21 protein-coding genes are annotated in these 24,164 nt (G+C 67.0%); 11 read left to right on the top strand and 10 right to left on the bottom strand.

All coding sequences use genetic code 11. From position 1 onward, the window contains the following. Positions 1–93 precede the first annotated feature (93 nt). From FN976_RS03600 to ggt, 4 genes are all read left to right on the top strand, one after another. Positions 94–1,131: an extracellular solute-binding protein gene (locus tag FN976_RS03600; protein WP_145891073.1), complete on the top strand. Its 1,038-nt coding sequence runs from the start codon at positions 94–96 to the stop codon at positions 1,129–1,131. Positions 1,132–1,245: 114 nt separating this feature from the next. Next, a complete protein-coding gene (locus FN976_RS03595; RefSeq protein ID WP_145891071.1) occupies positions 1,246–2,004 on the top strand; it encodes a 3-hydroxyacyl-CoA dehydrogenase in 759 nt (252 codons plus the stop codon). 78 nt (positions 2,005–2,082) lie between these two features. Continuing rightward, the gene (locus tag FN976_RS03590; protein ID WP_145891069.1) at positions 2,083–2,781 is read left to right on the top strand and encodes a hypothetical protein; all 699 of its coding nucleotides are present in this window, start codon (positions 2,083–2,085) and stop codon (positions 2,779–2,781) included. A gap of 95 nt (positions 2,782–2,876) precedes the next feature. Further along, positions 2,877–4,661, top strand: a complete 1,785-nt coding sequence (gene ggt, locus FN976_RS03585; protein ID WP_145891067.1) for a gamma-glutamyltransferase — start codon at positions 2,877–2,879, stop codon at positions 4,659–4,661. Positions 4,662–4,681: 20 nt separating this feature from the next. Here ggt and FN976_RS03580 read toward each other — a convergent pair whose 3' ends face one another. Further along, positions 4,682–5,557, bottom strand: a complete 876-nt coding sequence (locus FN976_RS03580) for a YihY/virulence factor BrkB family protein (RefSeq protein ID WP_145891065.1) — start codon at positions 5,555–5,557, stop codon at positions 4,682–4,684. Between the two features lie 156 nt (positions 5,558–5,713). Here FN976_RS03580 and FN976_RS03575 point away from each other — a divergent pair, with 156 nt between their 5' ends. Beyond that, positions 5,714–6,691, top strand: a complete 978-nt coding sequence (locus FN976_RS03575; RefSeq protein WP_145891063.1) for a tripartite tricarboxylate transporter substrate binding protein — start codon at positions 5,714–5,716, stop codon at positions 6,689–6,691. Here the strand turns inward: FN976_RS03575 and FN976_RS03570 are convergent. After that, positions 6,688–8,334, bottom strand: a complete 1,647-nt coding sequence (locus FN976_RS03570; RefSeq protein WP_145891061.1) for an acyl-CoA synthetase — start codon at positions 8,332–8,334, stop codon at positions 6,688–6,690. The genes FN976_RS03575 and FN976_RS03570 overlap by 4 nt on opposite strands. A 76-nt stretch (positions 8,335–8,410) precedes the next feature. Between FN976_RS03570 and dnaG the strand changes: the two genes are divergently transcribed. The 3 genes from dnaG (at position 8,411) to FN976_RS03555 (ending at position 14,092) form a co-directional block, all read left to right on the top strand. Beyond that, positions 8,411–10,258 (top strand): DNA primase, encoded by a 1,848-nt coding sequence (dnaG, locus tag FN976_RS03565; protein WP_145891059.1) that lies wholly within the window; start codon positions 8,411–8,413, stop codon positions 10,256–10,258. 248 nt (positions 10,259–10,506) lie between these two features. Then, positions 10,507–12,870 carry an RNA polymerase sigma factor RpoD gene (rpoD, locus tag FN976_RS03560; RefSeq protein ID WP_145891057.1) on the top strand — a complete coding sequence of 788 codons (2,364 nt, stop codon included), beginning with the start codon at positions 10,507–10,509 and terminating at the stop codon, positions 12,868–12,870. Between the two features lie 127 nt (positions 12,871–12,997). Continuing rightward, a complete protein-coding gene (locus FN976_RS03555) occupies positions 12,998–14,092 on the top strand; it encodes a serine hydrolase (RefSeq protein ID WP_432417845.1) in 1,095 nt (364 codons plus the stop codon). Positions 14,093–14,120: 28 nt separating this feature from the next. Here FN976_RS03555 and FN976_RS03550 read toward each other — a convergent pair whose 3' ends face one another. After that, complete coding sequence (locus FN976_RS03550) at positions 14,121–15,626, bottom strand: amidohydrolase family protein (protein ID WP_145891055.1); 1,506 nt, start codon at positions 15,624–15,626, stop codon at positions 14,121–14,123. Between the two features lie 146 nt (positions 15,627–15,772). Here FN976_RS03550 and FN976_RS03545 point away from each other — a divergent pair, with 146 nt between their 5' ends. Further along, positions 15,773–16,198 carry a hypothetical protein gene (locus FN976_RS03545; RefSeq protein WP_145891053.1) on the top strand — a complete coding sequence of 142 codons (426 nt, stop codon included), beginning with the start codon at positions 15,773–15,775 and terminating at the stop codon, positions 16,196–16,198. 20 nt (positions 16,199–16,218) lie between these two features. Here FN976_RS03545 and FN976_RS03540 read toward each other — a convergent pair whose 3' ends face one another. From FN976_RS03540 to FN976_RS03520, 5 genes are all read right to left on the bottom strand, one after another. Then, the gene (locus FN976_RS03540; protein ID WP_145891051.1) at positions 16,219–16,464 is read right to left on the bottom strand and encodes a hypothetical protein; all 246 of its coding nucleotides are present in this window, start codon (positions 16,462–16,464) and stop codon (positions 16,219–16,221) included. A 79-nt stretch (positions 16,465–16,543) separates the two neighbouring features. Then, the gene (locus tag FN976_RS03535; protein ID WP_145891049.1) at positions 16,544–16,912 is read right to left on the bottom strand and encodes a SnoaL-like domain-containing protein; all 369 of its coding nucleotides are present in this window, start codon (positions 16,910–16,912) and stop codon (positions 16,544–16,546) included. An 80-nt stretch (positions 16,913–16,992) separates the two neighbouring features. Next, positions 16,993–18,372: an ATP-binding protein gene (locus FN976_RS03530; protein ID WP_145891046.1), complete on the bottom strand. Its 1,380-nt coding sequence runs from the start codon at positions 18,370–18,372 to the stop codon at positions 16,993–16,995. Next, the gene (locus FN976_RS03525; RefSeq protein ID WP_145891044.1) at positions 18,365–19,057 is read right to left on the bottom strand and encodes a response regulator transcription factor; all 693 of its coding nucleotides are present in this window, start codon (positions 19,055–19,057) and stop codon (positions 18,365–18,367) included. Before FN976_RS03525 ends, FN976_RS03530 begins: the two co-directional genes overlap by 8 nt. A gap of 37 nt (positions 19,058–19,094) precedes the next feature. After that, positions 19,095–19,565: a Spy/CpxP family protein refolding chaperone gene (locus FN976_RS03520; RefSeq protein WP_145891042.1), complete on the bottom strand. Its 471-nt coding sequence runs from the start codon at positions 19,563–19,565 to the stop codon at positions 19,095–19,097. A gap of 117 nt (positions 19,566–19,682) precedes the next feature. Between FN976_RS03520 and FN976_RS03515 the strand changes: the two genes are divergently transcribed. Then, positions 19,683–20,546 (top strand): DMT family transporter, encoded by an 864-nt coding sequence (locus FN976_RS03515; protein ID WP_145891040.1) that lies wholly within the window; start codon positions 19,683–19,685, stop codon positions 20,544–20,546. Here FN976_RS03515 and FN976_RS03510 read toward each other — a convergent pair. Continuing rightward, positions 20,543–21,556 carry an aldo/keto reductase gene (locus tag FN976_RS03510; protein ID WP_145891038.1) on the bottom strand — a complete coding sequence of 338 codons (1,014 nt, stop codon included), beginning with the start codon at positions 21,554–21,556 and terminating at the stop codon, positions 20,543–20,545. The two genes, FN976_RS03515 and FN976_RS03510, sit on opposite strands and share 4 nt — an antisense overlap. 105 nt (positions 21,557–21,661) lie before the next feature. Between FN976_RS03510 and FN976_RS03505 the strand changes: the two genes are divergently transcribed. Then, entirely contained in the window at positions 21,662–23,182 is a 1,521-nt protein-coding gene (locus FN976_RS03505) for a hypothetical protein (RefSeq protein ID WP_145891035.1), read from the top strand. A 25-nt stretch (positions 23,183–23,207) separates the two neighbouring features. Here the strand turns inward: FN976_RS03505 and FN976_RS03500 are convergent, their stop codons facing one another. Further along, the gene (locus tag FN976_RS03500) at positions 23,208–24,164 is read right to left on the bottom strand and encodes a Gfo/Idh/MocA family oxidoreductase (protein WP_145891033.1); all 957 of its coding nucleotides are present in this window, start codon (positions 24,162–24,164) and stop codon (positions 23,208–23,210) included.

The following is a 24,164-nucleotide window of genomic DNA, read 5'->3' as shown; positions in this document are numbered from 1 at the left end:
GGAGGCTTTTTTATTGCGCTTGCACGCCAGCTATACGATTGAGAATGATTCGTGTTTGCCGTATCATTCGCGCATCCCATCGCAGGAATCCTCATGTTTGCCAAGGCCCTCTCCCTCGCATTGCTCGTTGCCGCCGCGCCTGTTCTGGCCCAGGACCAGGTCCTGAATCTCTACTCGGCTCGCCACTACTCGACCGACGAAGCCCTCTACGCCAACTTCACGAAGGCGACCGGCATCAAGATCAACCGCGTCGATGCGGACGACGCCGGCATCCTCGCGCGCCTGAAGGCGGAAGGTACCGCCTCCCCGGCCGACGTGATCCTGCTGGTCGATGCCGCGCGCCTGTACAAGGGTGAAGTCGACGGCCTTTTCAAGCCCATCAAGTCGAAGGCGCTGGAAGAAGCCATCCCCGCCCAGTACCGCGGTGTGGCCGGCGCCGACGGCACGAGCTGGTTCGGCTTCTCCACCCGCGCCCGCGTGGTGGTGTACGACAAGATCAAGGTGAAGCGCGAGGACGTGGACACCTACGAGGAACTGGCGGATGCCAAGAACAAGGGCAAGGTCTGCCTGCGTTCCGGTTCGCACCCGTACAACCTTTCGCTGTTCGGCGCCGTCACAGAGCATCTGGGCGAGCAGAAGGCGGAGGCCTGGCTGAAGGGCATCGTCACCAACATGGCGCGCGACCCCAAGGGCGGCGATACCGACCAGATCAAGGCCGTCGGCGCCGGTGAGTGCCAGATCGCCGTGAGCAACAGCTACTACATTGCCCGGCTGCTGCGCTCTTCCAATCCGGACGACAAGGCGCTGATGGAGCGTGTCGGCGTCGTGTTCCCCAACCAGGCGACCTGGGGCACGCACCTGAACATCGCCGGCGGCGCCGTCGCGAAGAATGCGAAGAACACCGCCGCCGCCGTGAAATTCCTCGAATACCTGGCGAGCCCGGATGCCCAGAACTACTTCGCCAACGGCAACAACGAATGGCCCACCGCGAAGGGCGTGAAGGTCGCCAACCCCGCCCTGCAGGCCATGAGCGGCGGCGGCGACTTCAAGTCGGAGACGATTCCACTGGCGGCGGTTGGCGCGAACACCGTCAAAGTCCAACAGATGCTGGACCGCGTCGGGTTCAAGTGACCTCGCGATGGTGAGGTCGTCCCGTGCAGGCGGGGATCCAGGAAGCCCGCGCAAGCGGGCTTTTTCGTTTGCGATAATTGACGTTAACGTCAACGTCACTCCTGGAGCGAGAACATGGAAATCCAAGGCAAGGTCTTTATCGTCACCGGCGGGGCCTCCGGCCTCGGCGAAGGCACGGCGCGCATGCTGGCTGCCAACGGCGGCAAGGTCGTCATCGCCGACATGCAGGTGGAAAAGGGCGAAGCCATCGCCAAGGACATCGGCGGCGCCTTCGTCAAGTGCGACGTCAGCCAGGAGGCCGATGGCCAGGCCGTGGTGGCGAAGGCCGTTTCCATGGGCAAGCTGATGGGGCTGGTCAATTGCGCCGGCATCGCGCCGGCCGAGAAGACCGTGGGCCGCAACGGCGCCCACAGCCTGGCCGTTTACTCCAAGACGATCACGGTCAACCTGATCGGCAGCTTCAACATGATCCGCCTGGCGGCCGACGCCATGTGCAAGAACGAGCCCGAAGCCACCGGCGAACGCGGCTGCATGATCTCCACCGCTTCGGTCGCGGCTTATGACGGCCAGATCGGCCAGGCGGCGTACAGCGCCTCCAAGGGCGGCATCGTCGGCATGACGCTGCCCATCGCGCGCGACCTCGCGCGCAACGGCATCCGCAACATGACCATCGCCCCCGGCATCTTCGGTACGCCCATGATGTTCGGCATGCCCAAGGAAGTGCAGGATTCGCTCGCGGCCAGCGTCCCTTTCCCCTCCCGCCTGGGCACGCCCGAAGACTACGCCAAACTGGCGAAGCACATCTTCGAGAACGACATGCTCAACGGCGAAGTGATCCGCCTCGACGGCGCCATCCGCCTGGCCCCCAAGTAAGTCCCCGCGTTCGGCCCATGGCGGGCATCGCCCCGTCGGATTAGAGTGCGAAGACTTGCACCTCCGCCGGGGACCGCCATGCTCCTTCGCTCCGTCATCGCAGCCATCGCCTGCGCGGCAACCCTCGCTTGGGCCGACGCCGCGCTCACCGGGTCGTGGACCGCCCTGGTCGATGGCCAGCGTGTCAACGCCACCTTCGACGGCAAAGGCGGAGGACAGGTCGATGGGCGGCCGATCCGCTACCAGGTGAAAGGCAACATGCTGCTGGTGGAAGACCAGGGCGAGGTCGCGATGTACCAATTCCAGGTCCAGGGCGGCCAGTTGATGGTGGCGGGCGGACAGTTGCCAGGCATGGTCACCTTCTCGCGCGGCACCATCGCGGCGGCGCCGCAAGCGGCGCAGGGGCGCGGCGGTGGCAGCGGCGGCGGTGCCGGCGACCTCGTCGGAAAGTGGTGCAAGTCGTCGAGCTTCACGGCCAACGCCGGGGGCGGCTCGCAGAGCTCCGCCTGCTTCGAACTCCGCGCGGACGGCAGCTATACCTACGGCTCGGAGCGCAGCGCCTCGGCGTACGGCGGCGGCGCCTGGGGCGGCACCTCCGGCTCGAGCGGCGACTCCGGCCGCTGGACCGCCACCGCCACCTCGATCACGGCGCACTCGCGCTCCGGCCAGGTCAGCACCTACCAGCTGCAAAAGCGCAATCACCCGAAGAACCGCGACCCGATGCTCTGCCTCGACGGCGAGTGCTACACCACCTACTGGCGCAAGGCGCCCTGGTAGCACCTGCTGGCAGTGCCTTCCCGGCCGCTCTATAGTGGCTGCACACGCGTCACCGCCGCGCGTGCACAACCACACGAGAGAGCCAAGGAGAAACGATGCGACGCCATGTCCTTACCGTGCTGGCCACGGCCAGCCTGCTGGCCGCCTGCGCCAGCGCGCCCAGCAACTTCGCCTACAGCGTGCCGACGCAGCCGGAGGGCGCTTCCGGCATCACCGCCAAGCCCGGATGGGCGACGAGCAAGTTCGCCGTCGCGGCCGCCAATCCGCTGGCCACCGACGCGGGATACCAGGTGCTGAAGGCCGGCGGTTCGGCCATCGACGCGGCGATCGCCGTGCAGATGGTGCTGACCCTGGTCGAGCCGCAGTCCAGCGGCATCGGCGGCGGCGCCTTCCTCCTGCATTTCAACGGCAAGGACGTCGAAGCTTTCGATGGCCGCGAAACGGCGCCGGCCGCCGCCGACGAGAAGCTGTTCCTCGGCGCCGATGGCAAGCCGCTGGCTTTCTACGACGGCGTGGTCGGGGGGCGCTCGGTCGGCACCCCAGGCACCGTGCGGCTGATGGAAGTGGCGCACAGGCAATACGGCAAGCTGCCGTGGGCGTCGCTGTTCGCCCCCGCGATCACGTTGGCCGAAGGCGGCTTCAAGGTGAGTCCGCGCCTCAACACGCTGGCCAAGGCCGACGCGCATCTGAAGAAGGATCCGGTGGCCGCCGCCTATTTCTTCAAGCCGGATGGTGAGGCGCGTGACGTCGGCTTCAACCTGCGCAATCCGGAGCTGGCGGCCGTGCTGCGGCGCATCGCCAATGAAGGCTCGGGCGCGTTCTACGAAGGCGAGATCGCGCAGGCGATCGTCGACAAGGTCCAGCGCCATCCCACCAACCCCGGCAAGCTCTCGATGGCCGACCTGGCCGGGTACCAGCCGAAAAAGCGCGAACCGATCTGCCACGACCACAAGGCGCGCGGCAAGGACTACCGGGTTTGCGGCTTCCCGCCACCGAGTTCGGGCGCCATCGCGGTGGGGCAAATCCTGGGCATTCTTGCCAGTGCCCACGCCGACGCGATTCCGCTCGAGAACGGCCTGCCATCGGCGAACTGGCTGCACCTCTATACCGAGGCGTCGCGGCTCGCCTTCGCCGACCGCGGCCAGTACCTGGGGGACCCCGACTTCGTGCAGCCGCCCGGCGGCAGCTGGATGAGCCTGCTCGACCCCGCCTACCTGGCATCACGCGCCCGCACTATCGGCGCGCAGAGCATGAAGGTGGCGCAGCCCGGCACGCCCGGCCAGCGCACGAGCCGGTACGGTCCCAGCCCCGACCAGCCTGAGTACGGCACCTCGCACATCAGCATCGTCGACGGGTACGGTAACGCGATCGCGATGACCACGACAATCGAGGACCAGTTCGGCGCCCGCCAGATGGTCAAGGGCTTCTTGCTCAACAACGAGCTCACCGACTTCAGCTTCGCCCCCGCCGATGCGCAGGGCCGGCCCATCGCCAACCGGGTGCAGCCGGGCAAGCGCCCGCGGTCCTCGATGGCGCCCACCCTGGTGTTCGACAAGTCCAACGGCCAGCTCGTGATGAGCGGCGGCAGCCCCGGCGGCGCGCTCATCATCCACTACACGGCCAAAGTGCTCTACGGCACCCTGAACTGGGGCCTGAACACGCAGCAGGCCATCGACCTGCCGAACTTCGGCTCGCTCAACGGTCCGAGCCTGCTGGAGGAAAAGCGCTTCCCGCCCGCGACGGTGGAAGCGCTGCGCGCGCGCGGCGCCGAGGTGCGCGAGCAGAATCTCACAAGCGGTCTGCAGGCCATCCAGCGCACGCCCACCGGCTTCTTCGGCGGCGCCGACCCGCGCCGCGAAGGCGTGGTGATGGGGGATTAGTCGGACGAGGACGCGGCCTGTCAGGCCGCGTCCTTTTTCCGTTCGATCCTTTCGTACTCCGAGATCACCTGCGCACCCAGCAGCAGCAGCGTCGCCGCGATTTCCAGGCTGAACAGCACGACGATCGCGGTCGTCAACGATCCGTAGACCACGCTCACCTGCGACAAGGTGCCGAAGTACCAGACCAGCAGGTGCCGCGTGATCTCCCAAAGCAGCGCAGCCGTCACGGCGCCGATCAAGGCATGCCGCCACGACAGCTTGCCCACCGGCATGACCATGTAGATCGACGCCACCACGAAGATCTCGCCTGTCAGGCCGAGCAGATAGAGCAGCACGCCCGACACGCCTTCGAGTGACCATTGGCGGCCCAGGAAATGGATGTTGTTGTCCGCGAGGGCTTGCAAGCTTCCCGCCACCAGAGTCACCACCAGCAGCCCCAGCCCCACGCACAGGATGTAGAGGTACGGCAGCACGGCCGAGAGCAGGAAGTGGCGCCGCCGGATGGCGATCCGGTGCAGGAAGATGACCGACATCGCCTTCTCGAGCACGGTGAAAGCGAGCGAACTGAAGAAGAGCATCGTGCCCAGCAGCACCCAGCCGATCACGTCGCGATGCTGGACGAAGTTGGAAAGCTCGCCGACGACGGCGCGCGACTGGCCGGGCATCAGCCACTCCAGGTAACGGCCCAGCGTTTCCAGCAGTTCGCCCTGGTCGACCCAATGCGACAGGGCGATCACGACCAGGATCAGCAGCGGAACCACGGAAAGCAGCGCGTAGTAAGCGACAGCGCCCGCAAGCAACAGGCCCTGGTTGTTGCGGAAGCCTTTCAGCACCCGCCGGGTGAATTCACCGGGATGGGCCAGCACGTGCGCGGCGGTTGGACTCAGCAGGGACATGCGGGGCAGTATGCCGGGTGGCGCGCCGGGGCGGTTCGGACTGTTACAGAGGAGCCGCGGCCCGCACTCTCCTGCGGTGCAGAAGCCGCCCTCAGGCTTTCCCCTCATGGGCGGTGACCCGCCGTGCACTAGATTCAACGGCTCAGGAGATTTCCCATGCCCCAACTCGACCGTTCACGCCGCCGCGTGCTGCAAGCCGGCCTTGCCGCCTCCGCCGCCGTCGCGCTGCCCGCTTTCGGCCAGGCTTTTCCCGCACGGCCGATCAAGCTGATCTGTCCCTGGCTCGCCGGAGGCGCCACCGACGCCGTCCTGCGCGCAATCGCCATGAGCGCGGCCAAGAACATGGGCGGGGACATCATCGTCGAGAACAAGGCTGGAGCCAGCGGCATGCTCGGCCCGAACGATCTGGTGAAAGCGCCACCGGACGGCTACACGTTGTCGCAGCTCACGATTGGCGTGGCGCGGTTGCCGCACATGCAGAAGATGCTCTTCGATCCGCTCAAGGACTTCACTTACATCGCCTGCCTGACAGGCTACACGTTCGGGCTCGTCGTGAAGAGCGACACGCCGATCAAATCGGTGAAGGAATACGTGGACTACGCCAAGGCCAATCCCGGCAAGCTGTCCTATGCGACGCCTGGCATCGGAACCACACCCCACCTTGCCATGGAAGAGTTCGCGTTCAAGGCTGGCATCAAGTTGCAGCACGTGCCCTTCAAGGCCTTCGCCGACGGCTTCCAGGCGCTGATCGGGGGCCACGTGATGTCGCAAAGCGACTCGACCGGATGGGCACCGCACGTCGAGGCTGGCTCCACGCGGCTACTTGCAACCTACGGGTCGAAGCGGGCGAAGCGGTTTCCCAACATCCCTACCCTCAACGAACTGGGTTACGACACCATCTCCGATTCGCCCTTCGGGATCGGCGGGCCGGCCGGCATGGACGTGGCCGTGCGCACCAAGCTGCACGATGCATTCAAGAAGACACTGGATGATCCGGCGGTGCTGGCCTCCTTCGAGAAGTACGACCAGTCCGTCATCTACATGAACTCCGCCGACTACGAGAAGTTCATCCGCGAGCAGTACGTGAAGGAAAAGGTGCTGATCGAGAAGCTGGGGCTCTCGGCCAAGACCTAGACGTCGATCGCGGCGGCTGAACCCGCCTGCTTGCGCAGCTCGAACTTCTGGATCTTGCCCGTGGAGGTTTTCGGCAGCTCGCCGAAGACCACCGCCCGCGGCACCTTGAAGCCCGCCAGGTGCTTCTTGCAGTGCGCGACCACCGCTTCCGCCGTCAGGGTGGAGCCCGCCTTCAGCTCGACGAAGGCACAGGGCGTTTCGCCCCACTTCGCGTCGGGCTTCGCCACCACCGCCGCGGCCAGCACGTCCGGATGGCGGTAAAGCACGTCCTCGACCTCGATGGACGAGATGTTCTCGCCACCCGAGATGATGATGTCCTTGCTGCGGTCCTTGATCTTGATGTAGCCGTCGGCGTACTGCACCGCCAGGTCGCCCGTGCGGTACCAGCCGCCGGCGAAAGCTTCCTGCGTGGCCTTGGGGTTCTTGAGATAGCCCTTCATGGTGATGTTGCCCTGGAACATGATCTCACCCATGGTCTCGCCGTCCAGCGGCACCGGCTTCATCGTCTCCGGATCCAGCACGCGGGCGCTGCGCTGCAGGTGGTAGCGCACGCCCTGGCGCGCATTCAGGCGGGCGCGCTCGCCGATGTCCAGGCCGTCCCACGCTTCATGCTTGGCGCAGGCCGTGGCCGGGCCATAGACCTCCGTGAGGCCGTAGACGTGCGTGAGGTCGAAGCCGAGCGTCTCCATGCCCTCGATCAGCGACGCCGGTGGCGCGGCGCCGGCCACCATCGCCTTCACGCCTTGCGGCAGGCCGGCCTTGATCTCCTCCGGCGCGTTCACCAGCATGCCGTGCACGATCGGGGCGCCGCAGTAGTGGGTGACGCCGTGGGTGCGGATCGCATCGGCCATGGCGCGGGCCTCCACCTTGCGCAGGCAGACGTTGACGCCGGCGCGCGCCGCCACCGTCCAGGGGAAGCACCAGCCGTTGCAATGGAACATGGGCAGCGTCCACATGTAGACGGGATGCTTGGGCATGTCCCATTCCAGGATGTTCGAAATGGCATTGATGGCCGCGCCCCGGTGGTGGTAGACCACGCCCTTGGGGTTGCCGGTGGTGCCGCTCGTGTAGTTGAGCGCGATGGCGTCCCATTCGTCCGCGGGGAGCTCCCAGGCGAATTCCGGGTCGCCCTGCGCCAGGAAGTCTTCGTAGGTTCCACTGCCGATGCGCTGTGCCGCGCCGGTGTACAGCGCGTCTTCCACGTCGAGCACCAGCAGCGGAGCCTGGTCCTTCCGCATGGCCATGGCCTTCGCCATCACGCCCGCGAACTCCACGTCGACGATCACCGCCTTGGCTTCGCCGTGATCCAGCATGAAGGCGACAGCTTCCGGATCGAGCCGCGTATTCATCGCATTCAGCACCGCGCCCGCCATCGGGATGCCGAAATGCGCTTCCACCATCGGCGGAGTGTTCGGCAGCATCACGGCGACCGTGTCGCCCTTGCCCAGGCCTGCCTTCCGCAGCGCGCTGGCCAGCCGCCGGCAGCGTGTGTAGGTCTCGCTCCAGGTCTGGCGCAGCGGCCCGTGCACAATCGCCACCCGGTCCGGATACACGTCGGCGGCCCGTTCGATGAACGACAGCGGCGACAGGGCGGCGAAATTGGCCGCGTTGCGCGGCAGGTCCTGGTCGAAAATGCTGGGCATGATGTTGTTGTCTCCTGGTTGCCGAGGTTAATGCGTTTTGCCGCATTGCAGAATTAGGTAGGACTACGCAGCCCCCATGGCGATCCCCCAGACTTTCATCCAGGACCTGCTCGCGCGCGCCGACGTCGTGGAGATCGTCGGCCGCCACGTGCAGCTGAAAAAGGGCGGCGCCAACTTCTCCGGGCTGTGCCCCTTCCACAGCGAGAAGTCTCCCTCCTTCACGGTGAGCCCGACCAAGCAGTTCTATCACTGCTTCGGCTGCGGCAAGAACGGCAATGCGCTTGGCTTCCTGATCGACTACGCGGGCATGAACTTCGTCGAGGCCGTCAAAGACCTGGCGGGCCAATACGGCATGCAGGTGCCCGAGGACGACGCGTCGCCGGGCGACCGCGCCCGCGCCGCCGAGCAGCGCCAGAAGCAGGCCACCCTGAACGACGTCCTGGAAAAGGCCGGAGCCGCCTATCGCAAACACCTGAAAGGCTCGCCCCGGGCCATCGAGTACTTCAAGCGCCGCGGGGTTTCCGGCGAGATCGCGAAGCAGTTCGGCCTGGGCTATGCGCCGGAAGGCTGGCGCAGTCTCGCGAGCGTGTTCCCGGAATACGACGACCCGCTGCTGGCCGAAAGCGGCCTGGTGATCGTCAATGAGGAAGATGACAAGCGCTACGACCGCTTCCGCGACCGGGTGATGTTCCCCATCCGGAACGTCAAGGGCGAGTGCATCGGCTTCGGCGGCCGGGTGCTGGGCGATGAAAAGCCCAAGTACCTGAACTCGCCCGAGACGCCGGTCTTCAGCAAGGGGCGTGAACTCTACGGCCTGTTCGAGGCACGCAACGCAATGCGCGAGCATGGCTACGCCCTGGTGACCGAGGGCTACATGGACGTCGTGGCCCTGGCGCAGCTGGGATTCCCGAACGCCGTCGCCACGCTGGGCACCGCCTGCACGCCGGATCACGTGCAGAAGCTCTTCCGGTTCACGGACAGCGTGGTTTTCAGCTTCGATGGCGATGCCGCCGGGAGGCGCGCCGCCCGCAAGGCGCTCGACGGCGCCCTGCCCTATGCCACCGATGTGCGGACGGTGAAATTCCTGTTCCTGCCGGCCGAGCATGACCCCGACAGCTACATCCGTGCAAATGGCGCCGAAGCGTTCCAGCGCTACGTGCAGCAAGCCGTTCCGCTCAGCACCTTCCTGCTGGAGGCCGCCGGCGAGGGCTGCGACCTGGCGAGCGCCGAAGGCCGCTCCAAGTTCGCCACCCAGGCCAAGCCCCTGTGGATGGCCCTGCCCGAAGGGGCGCTCAAGCTGCAGTTGCGGGGGGAAATCGCCGGCCGAACGCAATTGGGCGAGCACGAACTGCTGGGCTTGTGGGGCCTGGGCGGCGGCACCGGCAAACCGGCACGGCAACGCTCCGGCGCCGGCAGCTACGGCACGCGCCCCTTCGGTAGCGGCCGCCGCCAGGCGATCAAGCCCAAATCCATCGCCCTGGCCGAGCACATCGCACGCTTCGTGCTCCGCAATTCGGAGGGCTGGGCCGGGCTGACGGACACGGACCATCACCTGTTGTGCGAGCTGGAAGCCCCATTGGGCGACCTGTTCTCGTGGATCGACACGCAGTTCCACGAGCATGGCGGCCAGCCCTGGGCGGCACTGCAGATGGGGGTGCAGGAGCAACCGTTCGCCGAACTGGCGCAGCGGCTGATCGACCTGGACAACATGCAGCCCTCCAGCGCGGCCGTGATCCCGGAGGAAGAGATCGGGCCCGGCGACCTCCTTCGATCGATGCGGGGCATCCACCTGGACGCGGTGGCGGCGCAGATCGCGGAAGCGGACAAACTGCCGCGCAGCGACCCCGCGCGGGAGGAGAGACTGCGGGAATTGTCCCTGCGCCAGAAGGCCCTGATGCAGCTCGGCGGCAACACCGGATCTTGAATTTCCCGGCTGACGGTATAATGTAAGGTTGCTACCGGCAAGAGCGACAGCAGCACCTCCGGACCGGCCACCCGTGAACATCACGGCGCCCCAAAGCGGGCACGGCCAATCTACCGCAAGGACTGCACTCCAAATGTTCGCCCGCACATCTTGCCTGCAGGCCATCCTGGCCAAATTGTCTCCGTCCGCGCCCGCGTCTTCCGTGTGGGGCGCTTGAATGTTTCTGCAGTTTTTGTCCTGAGGTCCTCATGCCCGCTCAAAAGTCCGCGAAGCTTGCAAAGCCCGCCACGAAACCGGTTGCCGGAAAACCAGTCAAACCCGCAGTGTCCACTGGAGCCAAGGCCCAGCTGAAAGTCGTCAAAAGCGACAAGACCCAGCACAAAGCCCCAGCCCCACCCATGAAAGCCGCCACGCCCGTGCCCACCACCAAGTCCCCCGCCAAGCCCGCCGCCAAGGAAGAGCCCAAGAAGACCGCCAAGACCGCTGCCGTGGAGGAAACGCTGAAGAAGAAACCGGGCCGCCCGCCGAAGGCTGTGGCCGAGGTCGACGCGAAAGGCGGCGCCAAGCGCGGCCGCAAGCCGAAGGACGGCGCGGCCGCCAAGGGCCCCGGCGAGGAAGAAGACCTGACCGACATCGAAGCCGAATTCGCCGACAGCGAGCCGGTCGTCGTCGAGGCCGTGGCCGAGAAGGCCAAGCCACTGCGCATGAAGATCAGCAAGGCGAAGGAACGCGCCTTGATGAAGGAATTCGGGCTGGACGAAGCCGTCCTGTCCGAAGAGGACATGGCCAAGCGGCGCCAGCGCCTGAAGAGCCTGATCACCCTGGGCAAGACGCGCGGCTACCTGACGCACGCTGAAATCACCGACCACCTGCCCGAGAAGCTGGTGGATGCCGAGACGCTCGAAGTGGTGGTGTCCATGCTCAACGACATGGGCGTGGCCGTGTACGAGCAGACGCCCGATGCCGAGACGCTGCTGCTGACCAACACCGGCCCGACGGCCGCGACGGTCGAGGAAGCCGAGGAAGAAGCCGAAGCCGCCCTGTCCACCGTGGACAGCGAATTCGGCCGCACGACCGACCCGGTGCGCATGTACATGCGCGAGATGGGCACGGTCGAGCTGCTCACGCGCGAAGGCGAAATCGAAATCGCCAAGCGCATCGAAGGCGGCCTGATGGCGATGATGGACGCGATCTCCGCCTCCCCCGCCACCATTGCCGAAATCCTGCGGCTCGCCGCGGAAATCCGCGAAGGCAAGATCGTCATCTCCACCGTGGTGGACGGCTTCTCGAACCCGAACGAAGCGGACGACTACGTCGCCGAAGAAGATTTCGACGAGTTCGACGCCGATGACGACGACGACGGCTCGGGCGGCTCCAAGGCCCTGACCAAGAAGCTGGAAGAGCTGAAGGCCAACGCGCTGGAGCGCTTCGACCGGATCGCCAGCCTGTTCGAGAAGGTCCACAAGGTCTACGACAAGGAAGGCTGGGGCACCCCCGCCTACAACAAGGCGCAGCACGCCCTGTCGGAAGAGCTGATGACCATCCGCTTCACGGCCAAGACCATCGAGAAGCTGTGCGACATGGTGCGCGGCCAGGTCGACGACGTGCGCAAGAAGGAACGCGAACTGCGTCGCATCATCGTCGACAAGTGCGGCATGCCGCAGGAAGTGTTCGTCAAGGACTTCCCGCCCAACCTCTTGAACCAGAAGTGGGTCGAGAAGCAGGCCGCCGCCGGCAAGCCCTGGTCGATCATCATGGCCCGCAACGTGCCCCCCATCCAGGAACTCCAGCAGAAGCTGGCCGACCTGCAGTCGCGCGTGGTGGTGCCGCTGCCCGAGCTGAAGGAAATCAACAAGCGGATGAACGAGGGCGAAGCGTCCTCGCGCGAGGCCAAGAAGGAAATGATCGAGGCCAACCTGCGCCTGGTCATTTCGATCGCCAAGAAGTACACCAACCGCGGCCTGCAGTTCCTCGACCTGATCCAGGAAGGCAACATCGGCCTGATGAAGGCGGTGGACAAGTTCGAATACCGCCGCGGCTACAAGTTCTCGACGTACGCCACGTGGTGGATCCGCCAAGCCATCACCCGCTCGATCGCCGACCAGGCGCGCACCATCCGCATCCCGGTGCACATGATCGAGACCATCAACAAGATGAACCGCATCTCGCGCCAGCACTTGCAGGAGTTCGGTTTCGAGCCAGACGCCAGCATCCTGGCCGCCAAGATGGAGATCCCGGAAGACAAGATCCGCAAGATCATGAAGATCGCCAAGGAGCCGATCTCCATGGAAACGCCGATCGGGGACGACGACGATTCCCACCTGGGCGATTTCATCGAGGACACCGGCAACACCGCGCCGATCGAAGCCGCCATGCAGGCCGGCCTGCGCGACGTGGTGAAGGACATCCTCGATTCGCTGACGCCGCGCGAGGCCAAGGTGCTGCGCATGCGTTTCGGCATCGAGATGAGCACGGACCACACGCTGGAAGAAGTCGGCAAGCAGTTCGACGTGACCCGCGAGCGGATCCGCCAGATCGAGGCGAAGGCGCTGCGCAAGTTGAAGCATCCGAGCCGCAGCGACAAGCTGCGCAGCTTCATCGATACGCTGTAGGCGGCGACGCCTCTTGCAAAAAGCCGGAGCGATCCGGCTTTTTTCATGCACTGAGCGGCTGGCGACTACACCGCGCGCCAGCCTCCACCGTCACCACGGGCCTGCAGCCCGAGTCACAGTCGTGCCAATGCGCAAATACTGGTTGCTTCTTGTCCTGCTGACCACGCTCGTTGGCGTCGTGGTCTGGCGTGTGGACGAGGCGCTCCACCCGCCCGCCGCGATGGTGGCCGTGGCGCCACGCGAGCCGGCGGCGACCCAGGCGCCGGCTGGTACGCCGGATGGTCCCCCATCCACCGCGCCCGCGCCGCCCGCGCCGCCGCCAGCCACTGCGGCCCCGCGCGTGGACGACGTGGCCGTGGCCGACCGTGCCGGCCCGATCGAAAGAATCCTGCCACGCCGTTCGGCCGCTCAAGCAGCCGGCCTCGACAAGGTCACTGACCCGCTGGGACTGGACTCCAGTGCCGCCCTGGTGATCGACGCCGGCACGCGCGAAACGCTCCTCGCGAAAAACGAGGCTGCCGTCCTGCCGATGGCGTCCATCACGAAGCTGATGACGGGGCTGGTCATCGTCGAGGCCAACGTGCCGCTGTACGAGGTGATCGAGATCACGGACGACGACGTGGACGTCGAAAAGCACAGCCGGTCGCGGCTGAAAGTCGGCACATTGCTCAGCCGTGACGAGGCACTGCGCCTCGCCCTCATGTCCAGCGAAAACCGCGCGGCCCACGCCCTGGGCCGCACCTACCCCGGGGGCCTCCCGGCCTTTGTCGCGGCGATGAACGGGCGCGCCCGATCCCTGGGCATGATGCGGACGCACTACGTCGATCCGACAGGCCTGTCCAGCGCCAACCAGTCGAGTGCCCGTGACCTGGCGACGTTGGTCCTCGCCGCTTCGCGCGTACGCATCCTGCGCGAGTATTCGACGGCCGAGAACCGCGTCTTCAACTCAGGCCAAAGGGCGCTGCGATACACCAGTTCCAACCGGCTGGTGAAGAACCCCGTCTGGGACATCAGCCTGCAAAAGACCGGATACATCAGGGAGGCGGGCCATTGCGTCGTGATGCGCACCCAGGTGAAGGACCGTGACCTGGTGATGGTGCTGCTGGATGCGGGCAACCATGCCAAGCGCAGCGCCGATGCGGAGCGCATCAGGCACTGGATCGATCCGCAGGCGGTGGATCCCGAGCCAGCCCGCCCCGCCCGGGCGAAGGCTAAACGCTGAAAGCAGCCAACAGCTCCTGCTCGCGCTCTCAGCCCGTCGCCGGCTGCATGTATCCGTACCGCAGGTTCGTCCGCCCTTCCCCGTGCAGGTCGTACTCCGCCTTCGCCGTTGCCACGAAGTCGCTCGCCAGCGCCGCGCGCTGCTCCGGTTTGTAGTGATACAGCCGGGCCGAATTGCCGCCAAAGATGGCGCTCTTCACCGGCCCATCCGCCGCGCCCAGCGGCGCGAAGCCATGCTTCTTCTGCATCTCCTCGGGGATCTCCAGCCGCCTGAGCGCCTCGATCTGCCACTGCGGCGCGCCAGTCCACACGGCGTCCGTTCCCCACACCACGTGGTCAGCACCCAGCCCCATCACCAGCTGGCCCAGCATCGCGGCGCACAGGCGCGGCTCGGACACGGTGCTTTGCGCGAAGATCTGCCCCAGGTCGGCGTAGACGTTCTTCACGCCGTGCTTGCCGGCGATCTCCGACAGGTCCGTCACCCAGTCGATGCGGCCGGTGCGTTCGAACTGCTCCCACGAGGGCGCCACCGGACCCGAGCGGTACGCCGAGTGGTAGATGACGAAATTGAGCTGCGGCCAGTCCTTCGCGGCCTTGGCGACGTCGCGCACGTCCGCATGACGCAACAAGTCCGGGAAGCGCTGCGTGACCGACTCCGGAAACAGCCCCTTGTGCACGCACACGTTCGCCAGGCTGGGCCGGGTGCGCGCGGCCTTGGCCAGCTTCTCGTAGAACGGGTACAGCAGCTTCTCGTCGTCCAGGTGCCAGGGGTGGCGGGCCAGATGCTTGTTGGTGTTGTCGCCGACGGTGTAACCCTTGAACGAATCCGGCTTCAGCTTCTCGATGTCCTCGTCCACCTTGTCCAGCCAGCCCGGCAGGCCGGGCATGAAGATGGCGTGCGAGAACATCCGCCTGGCACCTGCCTTGCCGTTGACGTTGTCGCGCGCCTGCGCCTTCATCTCGTTGGTGAGAAACCAGTCGCGCGGCTCCTCGGAGCCCGAGCCGGAGATCAGCGCGACCTTGGTGTCGCTGTCGAGGTAGATCTCCTTGAAGTAGTTGGCGAACTTCAGGTCGTCCAGCGTCTGCGGCTTGCCCACCAGGGCCGGGTTCCAGCCGGCCTTGCCCACCGCTTCGCGTGAACGCACGAAGCCTTCCAGCCGCGTGTCGTCGCGCAGGAAGTGCGTGTGCATGTCCATGATGAACTGGCCCTTGAGCGATGCCGCCCGGGCGTTGGCCAGCTCGGGGGTCTGCGCTTCGGCGCGGCTCACCAGGTAAAGCGGGCCGAAGGTTTCGTTCATCGCGACGAAGGCCGCGGCCATGCCGGCTGCGCCCTGGAAGAAGCGGCGGCGCGAGACCCCCTGCTGGCGCGCCAGCTCGCTCCCGAGCGAGCGCACGCGCGCCTCGAACTCGCGCTGCTTCGCCGACTGCGGCGCGGGCAGGTACTCGTCGCTCGCCACCGGGCGCGTCGGGATCGGGCTGCGGAAACGGTCCTGTTCCGCCGGCACCAGCCGGGCGATGTCTTCGGGGGACAGCATGGCGGACTCCTCTGGTCGAGCTTGCGATACCAATGCCGATCGTACGTCCTGCGCTGGCAAGGCGTCAGGAAAATCGGGCTTTCACGAGACTTTCGCCTTGTGGTCCGGCGCGCGCGGGACTACCCTTTGGGATCGAGGGCAATGCAATGCACTCCATCGACCAGTGGCTGAAGGCGTCCGTCGCGGCGGCGGTGTTGATGGCGGGCGCCGGCATCTTCCACCACTACGTCATCTACCTGCCCGACGAGGTCAGCCGGGCCGAGGCACGTTCCACTGCCGGGCAGTCCGGACTCGACCATTGCCGGCAATCGGCGCGCCTGCACTATGACGTCACCTGGGCTTCGGCCTGCATGGCCGTGGCTTCGCAGGAAGAGCAGCGCCACGCGGAGTGCCTGCGCGACGGCCAGGGCGACCCTGCCCAGGTGCGCGCCCGCTGCGACCAGCTGCACGGCGAACGCGACGGCTCCAGCGACTGCACCCTGCCCGACGCGCGGGCCGCGGTGGTGAACGCGGCCTTCAAGGACGCCGACGACCGCTGCGTCGCCGAGGTGAAGCGGCGCGTGGGCCCCTGACCACGCAGTCGATCCCGGATTCAGAACATGGTTTCCTGGTAGCGGTCCTGCTTGCCGTCGCTGCGCGGCTTGAGCAGCCGCACCTCGGGCTCGACCGCGGATTCCAGCTCGTAGTGCTTGCCGCACTCCGGACAGGCATAGGCTTCGGGCACGTCCTGGCGCGGCAGGTGCGAGGCCAGCACGCGGAAGCGGGCCCCGCAGTAGGCACAGGACTTCTCGAAAACGCTCAGGCCCGGCATGTCGTCGGGTTCCGCGGAGTGGTTCATGGCCGTCCCCCAAAATCCAATCGGGACGGCATCAGGATACGCCGGCACGCCGGGTGTCGCAAGCGGCCGGCGGAGCGGCTCAACCGCCGTAGAAGAAGCGCTCCTCGGTGATCTTGCCATCCTTGACGGTGTAGAGGCCGACCTCGGTCATCTGGATCCGCTGGCCTGCCGTGTCGCCGGTTTTGGGCGTGATGTCCATGTTGAAACGCACCGCGAACTGGTCGCCGTGCACGTAGGGACCCTCGGTGCTGGTGGAGTGGATTTCATGGTTCGCATACCACCACTGGCCCTTGCCCTCCAACGCCTTGCGGCCCTGGGCGCGAGCCATCTCTCCTTCCATCGGTTCCAGCGAGACGACCTGCTCCGACCAGAAGCGGTTGCCCGCCTCGTCGAACTGGCCGTCCTGGCAGAGCTTGGTGAATTCGTGGGCCAGGGTCTTGGTGTCCATGATGGTTGCGCCTTGCGTGAGTAGGGGCGCCAGCTTGCGGCAAACGCGTGGCAGTGGCAAGTCGCGCGGCGCGGCAAATGTCAGGAGACTTTGGGTATCGGCAGCGTCACGAGCACTTCCAGGCCGGGCTCGGCCAAGCGGATCACCATGCGGCCGCCATGTGCCTGCGCGACCAGTCTGCAGAGATACAGGCCCAGGCCCGCACCGCCGGTCGCACGTTCACGCGCGCTGTCGGGGCGCCAGAAGGGTTCACCCAGATGCGGCAGCGCCGCGGCGTCCACCGCCGGGCCGTGGTCGCGCACGCTCAGGGCGACGATGGCGGGCTCGCCGGGCCCATGGAGGATGCGAAGCACCGGCGGCGTCTCACCGGCGCCGTGGCGCAACGCGTTGGCGAGCAAGTTGCGCAGCAACAGGCGGATGCGTGTCGGGTCCAGGCGAAGCATGGGCAGGCCCGGTGTCACGTCGAGCGTGACCGGTGGGGCGTCCGGCTGGGTCGCGGCCAGTGCGGCGACGACTTCGGCCGCGAGCGCGGCCAGGTCGGTGTCGGCGAGTTGCAGCGCCGCGTGTCCCGCGCCCAGGCGCTCGCTTTCCAGCAGGTCGGTGACCAGCGTGCTCATCTCGGCCAGGTCGCGCAGCAGGGCCTCCTTGCGCAGGCCACCCTCGCCGCCCTCCGGCAACAGCTCCGTGTGCAGGCGGGCCCGCGTGATGGGGCTGCGCAACTCGTGGCTGATGGCCAGCAGCAGCGTGCGCTTCGCCTCCAGCATGCCGTGCAGGCTGGAAGCCATTGCATTGATGTCGCCCGCGAGCTCACCGAGTTCATCGCGGCGGCGGATCGGAATGGCCTTCGTGAACTCACCATCGCCGAAACGGCGCGCGCCATCGCGGATATCGTCCAGCGGGCGCAAGAGGCGGCGCACATAGGCATAGGCCAGCGCCGTCAGGCCCAGCAGCACGGCCAGCGTGGCCCAGCCGACGATGCGCGGACGGCTGCGCCAGGGCCGCGTGTCCACGCCGAACTCGATCCGGTGCCCGTCGGCCGTGGTGCGGGCGAGCAGGCTCACCTCGCGGCCGTGTTCATCACGCCGGTTCCAGTAGCGGTGTTCGTCGTCGTCCTCGAAGTCGCCGCTCTGCCAGCGCAGCTCGGGGCCGGTGATGCGGATGCGCACCGGCAGCCGTTCGGCCAGCGACCGGGCGCGGTCGCGGCTCGGCGGCGATCCGATTTCCGCCGCCAGCCGATCCACGTAATCGCTCACCAGCGGCCGGGCCGCATCGCGCCAGCCGACGGTCAGCGCGCGCTGCGTGCCGAACAGGAAAGCACCGGTCATCCCCAGGGCGAGCAGGAGGAAGAGCGCGACCAGTCGTGCCTTGACTGTGTGGCGCAGGCCATGGCGGACGCGGCGATGCCACTGCGGCCGGGGGCGTGGTTCGCCCACGCCAGGGCGGCCCGATGCCTCAGGCATGGCTGCCGGCGCTCCGCTCAGGGCGTAGAGCCAGCGCATACCCGGCATTGCGCATCGTCTTGATGGCATCCACCGGCTCGAGCTTCTTGCGCAGCCGGCTGACGACGATGTCCACCGCGCGCGTGAAGAGTTCGGCCTCGTGGCCTCGCAGGTGATTCAGGATGTCGTCGCGCGTGAACACCTTGCCCGGCTCGCGGGCCAGCAGCAGAAGGAGGTCGAATTCGTTGCTGGTGAGCTCCACCGCGGCGCCCTGCCGCTGGACCCCGCGCGTCACCGGGTCGATCAGCAGCCCTTCAAACCGCAACCGCCCATCGGCTCCGGCCGGACCGCGCCGGCGGAGCACCGTCTGCAGCCGCGCCACCAGTTCACGCGGCTCGAAAGGCTTGGGCAGGTAGTCGTCCGCGCCCAGTTCGAGCCCGACCACGCGGTCCATCACTTCGCCACGGGCGGTCAGCATGACCAGCGGCAGATCGCTTTCCGCGCGGATGGCGCGGCACAACGCGAAGCCATCCATCTCCGGCAGCATCACGTCGAGGATCGCGGCGTCGAAGTGCTCCGCGCGCAGGCGCCGCAGGCCTTCCGAAGGCCGGAAGGCCTGGGTCAGGTCGAGCCCGAACCTGGCGACGTAGGCGGCGAGCGGTTCGCCCAGTCCCTGGTCGTCGTCGATCAGCAGGATGCGCGGCATGCCGGGCATTGTGGCACCGGCGCGCTGCGCGGCCGCTTCAGGAACGTCCCCAGCCGCGGCGCCTGTCCATGAACTCGCGCACCTTGGCCTGCTGCTGCGGATTCAGGCTGTCGTAGAAATCGCCGAGCGCGGCGACCACCTGCGGGCTCTTGCTCTGCACCGCCTCGGTCTTCTGGCTGACGAAGGCCTGGGCCTTGGCGCGATCGAACTTGTCGCCGGCCACCAGCGAGCGCACCTCGGCGCGCGGGTCGGTGCCCGCTGGCATCAGCGTGGCGCGCTGTTCCTGCAGGCGATCGGCCAGGACACCGAGTTTCGCCTTCTGCTCAGCGTTCAGGTCGAGCTTGCCGGCCACGCGGTCCACCATCTTCTCGCGCATCTTGGCGCGCTCTTCGGGCGTGGCCTTGCTCCAGGCATGGCGGTCGTGATGGTGCCCGCAGGCGGCGAGGCCGCCGAGGGCGATGGTGGCGCCGAAGACGGCGAGAACGGAACGGCGGATCCAGGTGCGCATGGCGGTTTCCTTGCAGAGTTGAGGCTGCCAAGGATGCGCGGGCGCCGGCGCGGCGTCATCGCGGTGGGGTTTCGCTCTTTTTCAGTTTGTTTCGGCGGCGGCCTATGATCAGCTGCCATGACGCCCAACCACCGCGGCATCCTGGCGATGGTCGCCGGCATGTGCGCCTTCGTCACCAACGACACGCTGGTCAAGTACGTGAGCCAGTCGCTGCCGGCGGCCCAGCTGATCTTCCTGCGCGGTGTTTTCGCGTCGCTGCTGTTGCTGGCCGCCGCGCAGGCGATGGGCCTGCTGGGCGGTGTGCCCGCCCTGCGCGACCGGCGGGTGCTGCTGCGGGCCTTCCTCGACGCCTGCGCCACCTTCACGTACCTGATCGCGGTCTTCAACATGCCGCTGGCCAACGCGACCGCGATCAACATGGCCACGCCGCTGGTCATCACGCTGTTCGCCATCCTGGCGTTCGGCGAGCGCGTGACCCCGGCGCGCTGGGTCGCCATCGCCGTGGGTTTCCTGGGCGTGCTCCTGGTGGTGCAGCCGGCCAGCGAGGGCTTCAACGGCTATGCCCTGCTCTGCCTGTTCGGCACGCTGCTGCACGCGGCGCGCGACCTGATGACGCGCACGATCCCGCGCAGCATCCCGTCGCTGCTCGTCACCCTCAGCACGGCGCTGGCGGTCACGCTGTTCGCGGGAAGCTGGACCCTGGTCCAGACATGGGTGCCGGTCGCGGCGTGGCAGCTGGGCCTGCTCGCCGCAGCCAGCCTGTTCCTGAGTGCCGGCTACTACCTGCTGATCGTGGCCATGCGCGACGGCGAGATGAGCCTGATCGCGCCTTTCCGCTACACCGGCCTGCTGTTCGCGCTCGTGCTGGGCTATGCCGTCTGGGGCGACGTGCCCAACCTGCTCGCCTGGTGCGGCATCGTGCTGCTGGTGGCCGCCGGGCTGCACGTGCTGCTGGCGGGGCGCCCTCGCCCGGCCCCCTAGACCGGCGGGTCGAATTCCTCGGTGTCCACCTCGGAGCGCGCCTGCGCACTGTAGCGATGCCCGGTGACCGTCCGCTGGTTGATGTGCGCCTCCAGCCGGATCAGCAAGTCCGGGGAAAGCTTCACATCGGCGGCCGCCAGGTCCTCCCGGAGATGCTCTACGCTGGTGGTGCCGGGAATGGGAACGATGTGCGGCGCCTTGTGGAGCAGCCAGGCCAGGGCGAGTTGCGCCGGCGTGCAACCCGCCTCCTGGGCCAATGCCTTGTAGCCGGGCAGCAGCTTCAGGTTCTGCGCGTAATTGGCCGGCTCGAACCGCGGCATGGTGCGCCGGATGTCCTTGGCGTCCAGCGACGAGACGTCGTGCAGCGCATCGCACAGGAAAGCACGCGCGACCGGGCTGAAGGCCACGAAGGCCGCCCCGATCTCGCGGCAGGTGTCCAGCACCGCGATCTCCGGGTTGCGCGTCCAGAGCGAGTATTCGGTCTGGACCGCCGTCACCGGATGCACGGCATGCGCCTTGCGAATGGTGGCGGCCGACACCTCCGACAAGCCGAGGGTTCGCACCTTGCCCTGTTCCACCAGCCGGCTGATCGCCCCAACGCTCTCCTCGATGGGCACCTTCTTGTCCCAGCGGTGCAGGTAGTAGAGATCGATCACGTCGGTCTGCAGCGAACGCAGGCTGTTCTCGCAATCGCGGCGGATGGCTTCCGGCCGGCCGTCGATGACGCGGCGCCGCACACCGTCGTCCCCTGTCACGCCAGCGAGCCCGCCTTTGCTGCACAGCGTGATACGCCCCCGATGCGGCTTCAGCACACGGCCGACCAGCAATTCGTTGCTGCCCAGGCCGTAGAGCGCCGCCGTGTCGAACAGGGTCACCCCCGAATCGAGCGCCGCCAGCAGCACCCGCTCACCCTGCTCCGGGGGCGGCGGCGTACCGTAGGCGTGGCTCAGGTTCATGCACCCGAGGCCGATGGCGCTGACGGTGAAAGGGCCAATGTTCCGAGTTTTCATGCGCGTGCATCCGTTGGTCGGCCCGACCGCATTCCACTCGTTCGAGGCTTGACGCCTTCCGCCATCCAGGCCTATGGTCGAGCCACGACCGGAGAGGAGATCGCGATGACGAAGTCGGGACTATGTGTTCGCTGGCTGGCGGCATTGTCGCTGTTCCTGGGACTCGCGGCATGCGGCGGCAGCGAGGGCTCTTCGGGTCCGGGACTTGTTCTCAAGGACGGTGGCCTGGAGCCGCAGACGGGGGTCTGGTGGAATCCGGCCGAGTCGGGCAGCGGCTTCGCCGTCGAACTCCAGGGCGACATCGTCAGCCTTGGCGCGTACATGTACGAGGCCGACGGCAAGGCGGCCTGGTATGTGGGCCCGCTGCCCCGCCAGAGCGATGGAAGCTACCGCGGCAACCTCACCCGCTATGCCGGCGGCCAGACCTTGACCGGCACCTATCGCGCCCCAAGCTCCTCGAGCACGGTGGCAACGGTCACCTTCACGCTCTCGAGCACCACGGCGGGTTCGTTGCGGTTCGACACGGCAACCGGCCAGCGCACGGTCCCCGTGCAGCGGTTCGCGCTGAGCGGCAGCGTGGCCTCCCCCTCGTCCGTCGGCCTGCAAGGCGGGCTCTGGTGGAACGAGGCTGAAAGCGGCCGCGGATTCTTCCTGGACATCCAGGGCACCACGGCCGCCATGTCCAGCTACATGTACGACGCGACAGGGCAACCGACCTGGTACCTCGCCGTGGGGACCATGACCAACCTGAGCTTCACGGCCGCGCTGCAGAGCTACCAGGGCGGTCAAGCCCTGGGCGGCACCTACCGGGCGCCGCAGGGTGCCGGCAGCCCGGGAACCATCACGTTCCGCGGCATCACCGGCACCACGGCCGAACTCACGCTGCCCGACGGACGCGTCATCCCGCTCAAGCGCCTGGTGTTCGCCACTCCTGCCGGCGGCGGGTCGACCAGCACTCTCAAGCTCGATGGCGCCTACGAAGGCACCGTCGTGAACGGCACCGACCCCGTGAAGGTGACCGCGCTCGCGCTGGAGAACGACGAGATCTGGCTCGCCTACGGCACCGGCGCCACGAGCTTGACGCTGCTGGAGGGGACCGTGGTGGCGAGCGGATCTTCGGGCAATGGGAGCTACAGCGGAAGCGTCCTCGATCTTCCCGGCGACGAGCACAGCAACACCGGGAGCGTGACCGCCACCTACGTCAACCGGTCCAGCCTCAACGGCCAGATCCTGATCACGGGCCAGACCGGCGCTGGGGTCCTGAGCGCCACTGGCGTGCCGGTCGCCCGCTACAACTATGACCAGGCAGCCAGCCTGGCCACGATCAGCGGCGGCTGGCCCTTCACCAGCACCCTGGGCGAGTCAGGAACGCTGACCGTGGCCGCCGACGGCGCCACCACGGTCGTGCTTCCGAACTGCACCCTCGTTGGCACCATCGTTCCCCGTCCCAGCGGCAAGAACGTCTTCAATATCTCCCTGACCGTGCCGAACCCGACGGAGCACTGCAGCCTTCCGCTGTCCGGGGTCGCCTACAGCACGCTCGACACCAGCGGCAACACACTGCTGTGGGTCGGCTTGAAGAACGCGGCCCAGAGCGAGGGCGGGACCCTGCGAGGACAGCGATAGGCGAATTGCTGCCGCGCAGACACCCTCAAGCGACGAGCTGCCGCTCCAGCTGGTCCAGCACCTCGTAGCAAGGCAGCACCTGCGCCACGCTGGCGTTCGGCTCGCGCTTCTCACGGATCGCAGCGACGAACTCGCGGTCCTGCAGTTCGATGCCGTTCATCGAGACGTCGACCTTGGACACGTCGATCTTCTCCTCCTTGCCATTGAACAGGTCGTCATAGCGCGCGATGTAGGTCGCGGTGTCGCCGATGTAGCGGAAGAACGTGCCGAGCGGGCCTTCGTTGTTGAACGACAGCGACAAGGTGCAGATGGCGCCGTTCTCGGCCTGCAGCTGGATGCTCATGTCCATGGCGATGCCCAGCGTGGGATGGATCGGCCCCTGGATCGCATTCGCCTTCACCACCTTGCTGCCCGTCTGGTACTGGAACAGGTCGACGGTATGCGCGGCGTGGTGCCACAACAGGTGGTCGGTCCAGCTGCGCGGCTGGCCCAGGGCGTTCATGTTGGTGCGGCGGAAGAAGTAGGTCTGCACATCCATCTGGTAGATGGCGAACTCGCCCGCCTTGATCTTCTTGTGGACGAACTGGTGGCTGGGGTTGAAGCGGCGCGTGTGGCCGCACATGGCGACCAGTCCGGTCTTCTTCTGCAGGGCGACCACGGCCTGGCCATCCGACAGCTTGTCGCACAGCGGGATCTCGGCCTGCACATGCTTGCCGGCGTTCATGCAGGCGATGGACTGCTCGGCGTGCATCTGCGTCGGCGTGCACAGGATGACGGCGTCCACGTCGGCGCGCGCCAGGGTCTCGCCCAGATCGGTCGTCGCGTGGCCGATGCCGTACTTCGCGGCGACTTCCTTGGTCTTGTCCAGCTCGCGACCGATCACCGATGTGACCTGCACGCCGTCGATCAGCTTGAGGGCATCCAGGTGCTTCTGGCCAAAGGCGCCCGCGCCAGCGAGGGCGATGCGTAGAGGTTGCGTCAT

This window comes from Caenimonas sedimenti, from assembly GCF_007833165.1.
In the GTDB taxonomy this organism is placed as follows: domain Bacteria; phylum Pseudomonadota; class Gammaproteobacteria; order Burkholderiales; family Burkholderiaceae_C; genus Ramlibacter; species Ramlibacter sedimenti.
The sequence above is the reverse complement of the archived record's forward strand: the minus strand, read 5'-3'. Positions and strand labels throughout refer to the sequence as shown.

What these genes read in the sequence shown, in the direction of transcription:
- FN976_RS03600 (WP_145891073.1), top strand. Translation starts at nt 94, where the DNA reads ATGTTTGCCAAGGCCCTCTCCCTCGCATTGCTCGTTGCCGCCGCGCCT.
- FN976_RS03595 (WP_145891071.1), top strand. Translation starts at nt 1,246, where the DNA reads ATGGAAATCCAAGGCAAGGTCTTTATCGTCACCGGCGGGGCCTCCGGC.
- FN976_RS03590 (WP_145891069.1), top strand. Translation starts at nt 2,083, where the DNA reads ATGCTCCTTCGCTCCGTCATCGCAGCCATCGCCTGCGCGGCAACCCTC.
- ggt (WP_145891067.1), top strand. Translation starts at nt 2,877, where the DNA reads ATGCGACGCCATGTCCTTACCGTGCTGGCCACGGCCAGCCTGCTGGCC.
- FN976_RS03580 (WP_145891065.1), bottom strand. Translation starts at nt 5,557, where the DNA reads ATGTCCCTGCTGAGTCCAACCGCCGCGCACGTGCTGGCCCATCCCGGT.
- FN976_RS03575 (WP_145891063.1), top strand. Translation starts at nt 5,714, where the DNA reads ATGCCCCAACTCGACCGTTCACGCCGCCGCGTGCTGCAAGCCGGCCTT.
- FN976_RS03570 (WP_145891061.1), bottom strand. Translation starts at nt 8,334, where the DNA reads ATGCCCAGCATTTTCGACCAGGACCTGCCGCGCAACGCGGCCAATTTC.
- dnaG (WP_145891059.1), top strand. Translation starts at nt 8,411, where the DNA reads ATGGCGATCCCCCAGACTTTCATCCAGGACCTGCTCGCGCGCGCCGAC.
- rpoD (WP_145891057.1), top strand. Translation starts at nt 10,507, where the DNA reads ATGCCCGCTCAAAAGTCCGCGAAGCTTGCAAAGCCCGCCACGAAACCG.
- FN976_RS03555 (WP_432417845.1), top strand. Translation starts at nt 12,998, where the DNA reads ATGCGCAAATACTGGTTGCTTCTTGTCCTGCTGACCACGCTCGTTGGC.
- FN976_RS03550 (WP_145891055.1), bottom strand. Translation starts at nt 15,626, where the DNA reads ATGCTGTCCCCCGAAGACATCGCCCGGCTGGTGCCGGCGGAACAGGAC.
- FN976_RS03545 (WP_145891053.1), top strand. Translation starts at nt 15,773, where the DNA reads ATGCACTCCATCGACCAGTGGCTGAAGGCGTCCGTCGCGGCGGCGGTG.
- FN976_RS03540 (WP_145891051.1), bottom strand. Translation starts at nt 16,464, where the DNA reads ATGAACCACTCCGCGGAACCCGACGACATGCCGGGCCTGAGCGTTTTC.
- FN976_RS03535 (WP_145891049.1), bottom strand. Translation starts at nt 16,912, where the DNA reads ATGGACACCAAGACCCTGGCCCACGAATTCACCAAGCTCTGCCAGGAC.
- FN976_RS03530 (WP_145891046.1), bottom strand. Translation starts at nt 18,372, where the DNA reads ATGCCTGAGGCATCGGGCCGCCCTGGCGTGGGCGAACCACGCCCCCGG.
- FN976_RS03525 (WP_145891044.1), bottom strand. Translation starts at nt 19,057, where the DNA reads ATGCCGCGCATCCTGCTGATCGACGACGACCAGGGACTGGGCGAACCG.
- FN976_RS03520 (WP_145891042.1), bottom strand. Translation starts at nt 19,565, where the DNA reads ATGCGCACCTGGATCCGCCGTTCCGTTCTCGCCGTCTTCGGCGCCACC.
- FN976_RS03515 (WP_145891040.1), top strand. Translation starts at nt 19,683, where the DNA reads ATGACGCCCAACCACCGCGGCATCCTGGCGATGGTCGCCGGCATGTGC.
- FN976_RS03510 (WP_145891038.1), bottom strand. Translation starts at nt 21,556, where the DNA reads ATGAAAACTCGGAACATTGGCCCTTTCACCGTCAGCGCCATCGGCCTC.
- FN976_RS03505 (WP_145891035.1), top strand. Translation starts at nt 21,662, where the DNA reads ATGACGAAGTCGGGACTATGTGTTCGCTGGCTGGCGGCATTGTCGCTG.
- FN976_RS03500 (WP_145891033.1), bottom strand. Translation starts at nt 24,164, where the DNA reads ATGACGCAACCTCTACGCATCGCCCTCGCTGGCGCGGGCGCCTTTGGC.